The sequence below is a fragment of the Microcystis sp. M53603_WE2 genome, from assembly GCF_030065435.1.
On sequence record NZ_JASJFF010000794.1, the window covers coordinates 1 to 4,213 of the forward strand.

Sequence of the window (4,213 nt, forward strand, 5' to 3'; positions counted from 1 at the left end):
AAAAACACAGTCTAGAGGAGGCCAAAGACCTCTTAGAGCGCAGTTTCGCCGAATATCTCGCTCGTTTGAAGTTAAGCCCCGAACGACAACAGATTACCGTCTTAACCACCGAATTAGCTAAGTTGGATATGGAATTAGCCGGTATCGAACGGGAGCAGGTCTTTAGTTACGAAAAGCTACGGGAAAGACTGCGGGAAGAAGAAAGACTGTATAAAATCCTCGCTAGTCAGTCAGAGGCACAGAAAAGACAGGAAATACATCTAAAATTGCCGAATATTCCCGTCGGAACCATCCTCCATCTCAAGGGCAAACATATTAAGGTTCCCGTCCCCGTCCCCGCTATCTTCGTCAATACCCTGCACGGAGCCGGTCAAGTGCGAACCCTTGTTTGTTTAGGTAGTGATAATCGCTGGTATTTAGCCGCCTATGCCGATATTAGCGAGATCGATCGAGGTTTTCTCACTCCCGCGGAATTAGGCGAACTGATACCCCCTTCCCTAGAAGCTGTTTCCCTAGGGGGTTGGCGCAAGGGTGAGGAAAATACTCAGGCGATCGCCGATTTAATCCCCCAACAAGTGCAGGGCATCCCACCGGTGGTGGAACTGGAAACACAGGCACAAAAAATTGAAATTGTCAATAGTCAAATTGCCGCTCATCCCCTGCAAAAACGCAAAAATCCAGGGCGATTGATGAAATTATACTACGATCGAGAAATTGCTCGCGATAAGTTACACAAGACCCAGATTAAATACCAAAAACAACAATCGCGTAAATCCTACTACTGGGAAGAATTTCTGAATCTAATCGAGATTTTGCGGGAATTCCAAGCATTAGAGGGTTATTTGCCCACTCCCCTCGGAGAAGCGGCGGCCACTATTCGCGGGGAAAATGAACTCTGGTTAGGATTAGCGATGATGTCCGGAGATTTGGACCGATTGACTCCTAGCCAACTAGCCGCCGCCATCAGCGCCATGATTACGGAACCCCCTCGCCCCGATACTTGGTGCAATTACCCTCCTGTGCCAGAAGTTATCGATATTTTGCGGCAAGGAGAGGGAAATTCCCCCGGTCTGCGAGAAGTTCGCCGTTTACTCTATCAAGCTCAATCTCGCTACGATATAACTATTCCCGTCTGGTTAGAAACCCAACTGATGGGGATTGCCTCCCGTTGGGCCCAAGGGACATCCTGGCCGGAATTGTGCGAAAATACTAGCCTCGATGAGGGAGATCTAGTGCGATTATTACGGCGCACCGTCGATGTTCTCTGGCAAATTCCCCAAATTCCCCGAGTTTCCCAAGTCCTTAAAGATAATGCCCGTCTCGCCGTCACAGCCATGAAGCGCTTTCCTTTATAATATTGATCGCTCTTTTAAACAATGGGAGATGGTAAGGAAAGTAACTGTTGGTGAATCTGCTCGATGAGGGCGAGGATTTGCTGATAATTGTGGTGCAATCCCTGATGATAGAGGTGATTTGCTCCTTGATTTAAATCCGCTAAAGCTGATTGATAATAACCCAATTGATGCCGCAGTAATCCCCTTCTAATATAAGCATCGGCATAAAAAGGATCGATGGCAATCGCCTGATTTAAATGAGCGATCGAGCGGTCGTATTCACCTAATTGGTGAGCGGTACAAGCTAGATTATAGTAGGCTGAAGCGTTATTTTTATTTAACCGGAGAGCTTGATTAAAATCCGCTTTGGCTGAGGTAAAATTGTGGAGGGCTAAATGAGATAAACCTCGATCATTATAAATAGTGGCTAAAGTGTCGGGTTGCCAGTTAGTAATTTGACGCAAGGATTGATTAAAATCAGCTAGGGCAAGGGGATAATTTTTCATGGCTGCCTGAACTAAACCCCGATTATAGTAGGCTTGATAATAGCTGGGTTTTAACCGGATAGTCTGGTTATAATCGGTCAGCGCCTGTGGATAATCTCCCAAACGATAAAAAGCTAAACCCCGATGGAAATGGGCTAGATAATTATCGGATTGCTGTTGTAAAGAGCGGGTGCAGTCCTGCCAAGCGTGGAGATAATCCTGCAAATAAATCTCAGTTAAACAGCGATTACTGTAGGCTAGGGCCAAGTTATTTTCCCGTTCGATCGACTGATTGAAATCCTGCAAAGCTTGCTGATAATTACCCGCCTCTAGTTGTTCAATTCCCGATCGCAACCAGTAGGACAAATGTACTGATTGAGCCGCTTTTCCCTGCCGAGGCCATCCCCCCAGCACAAGCGAGCAGAGCAGTGCAACAATAACCAATCCACCGAGGCGAGGAAGAAAATTTTTCAAAACCGTTGACATAGGAGTATCTTTGTGCATATACTCCCAATTCTGAGGAAACTTTCTCGATCGATCAACAGACAGCCTGTCAAATGCAGTTATCAGTTATCAGTTATCAGTTATCAGTTATCAGATGTGAGTTTTCAGTTCACTGATTACTGTTTACTGTTCACTGTTCACTGAAAATACACCCTACACCCCAAAGTCTAGGACTGGTCTATGTCTCTAGAGGCGAGGGCTGCGATAAGCTGATAAAGGAAAGATTGTCACCGAGCAATTATGGTGGCGTTACTCGCTAACGCAGTTGACACCCGATAAATGATACAGGAGTTATCTATGGAAACTATTTTTATCCCCCACCTCCTCAAATCTCCTGATCGACAAAGAGTGATTATCACCGATAATTTTATCCCCGGTCTAGAAACCTTGACACCGGTGCGGGGAACCTTGTTGGTTAGACATGGGGGCAATTTTTTGGAAGTATCGGTGAAAGCGGAAACCATCGTCACTTTAACCTGCGATCGCTGTTTACAACAATATAATCATCGTCTGCAATTAAACACTTCCGAATTAATCTGGCTAGACAAAAATAAAGACTACGATAGCTCCTATCCTCTAGAGCGAGAAATAGCCTACGAAGACCTCTCGGAAACCCTCGATCCTAACGGGGATTTTGACCCGCAAATGTGGTTATACGAGCAGTTATGTCTAACTTTACCCCCCCGTCAACTCTGCGGAGCCAATTGTCAACCACCCGATTTTCTTCTTCCGGAAAAGACTGCCATCGATGGTCGTTGGGCCTCCCTAGAATCCTTGAAAAGTCAGTTATCTCAATCGCAAAATTGAGCTTTGATGCTGATTTTTTTTCGGGTTTCGATCCCAGAGAAAAGCGATCAAAACCCGATTTTTTACTGGCCCCAAATCTTTTTCAGGACAGTTTCGGGGGTAATATCGGCGACTTTTCCCGTATTAGCTTCAATATATCGATGTAGCTCTCCCCCACTCGGTAAAACTCTCTTAGACAACGAAGGAACCAGCAGAGAGAGGGTATAGGTTCCCACGGCCACGGCTAACTGTAAAGGGACACTTTCGGTAGCTAATAATAAATTAGCACCGGCGATCATAGCCGCCATTTTACCGATATCGCCCGTTCTGGACACTTTTAAGTTATTATCCATGGCTTTGAGGGCTAAAACCCAAGCTTCATCTAGTTCTCCCTGGATTGCGACAATTGGCAACTCCGGTTGTTGATGGCGAATGCCTTGGATAATTTCTAGCCAACTCTCTAGGGGATAAAGCGTTTCCAGTCCTTGGCTGATGCTGAGATCGCTACCGCCGGCGTAGAGGAGAATATAGCCGCTATCCTTGATATTGAGGCGTTGCTGCTCCATTTGGGCCCAATCGATATCATCCCGATTCAATGTTATTTTTAAAGGTGGACAGGGTGCGGCAATCTTTAACCCTTTGACCAGTGCGTGATAATTATCCGCTAGATAGCCTTCCGTTGGCTGGGGTACTTGTTGCGATAAGAACCAGCTGCCATTATTTTCATAGCCTATACGGTTAAGAACACCATTTAACCAGAGTAAAAGGTTGATAGCAGGACGATTGGTGAGACTAATGGCGATTTCGTACTCCCGGTCTCGAATTACTCCCAAAATATTTAAATAATCCGCTAATCCGTACTGATCTCGATAGTCAAATAAAAGCACTTCCCTAACCTGGGGACAGAGACGATAGGCAGCCTTTGCTCTAGGTTCGACCAAAACATCAATGCTGCTTTGGGGGTAAGTTTGCTGGAGGGTTTCTAGAGTGGGAAAAAACAGCAGTTGATTGCTAATTCCTCCCGGTACAAGGGTTAATATTCGCATTTTATCTGGATATACCTGAATCGATCAGCTTAATTTTAGCAGTGTCCCTCGTTATTCA

The 4,213-nt window shown here is 45.6% G+C and carries 3 protein-coding genes and 1 pseudogene; 2 read left to right on the top strand and 2 right to left on the bottom strand.

What is annotated here, in order from left to right:
* A pseudogene (locus tag PX481_RS16975) lies at positions 1–1,355 on the top strand (DEAD/DEAH box helicase); the annotation flags it as partial.
* 14 nt (positions 1,356–1,369) lie between these two features.
* Here PX481_RS16975 and PX481_RS16980 read toward each other — a convergent pair.
* A complete protein-coding gene (locus PX481_RS16980; protein WP_288095111.1) occupies positions 1,370–2,323 on the bottom strand; it encodes a tetratricopeptide repeat protein in 954 nt (317 codons plus the stop codon).
* A gap of 297 nt (positions 2,324–2,620) precedes the next feature.
* Between PX481_RS16980 and PX481_RS16985 the strand changes: the two genes are divergently transcribed.
* The gene (locus PX481_RS16985) at positions 2,621–3,130 is read left to right on the top strand and encodes a YceD family protein (RefSeq protein WP_002762558.1); all 510 of its coding nucleotides are present in this window, start codon (positions 2,621–2,623) and stop codon (positions 3,128–3,130) included.
* Positions 3,131–3,192: 62 nt separating this feature from the next.
* On the opposite strand, the gene PX481_RS16990 is transcribed toward PX481_RS16985, so the two are convergent.
* Positions 3,193–4,155 carry a glycosyltransferase family 9 protein gene (locus PX481_RS16990; RefSeq protein ID WP_002762556.1) on the bottom strand — a complete coding sequence of 321 codons (963 nt, stop codon included), beginning with the start codon at positions 4,153–4,155 and terminating at the stop codon, positions 3,193–3,195.
* Between the last annotated feature and the right edge of the window lie 58 nt (positions 4,156–4,213).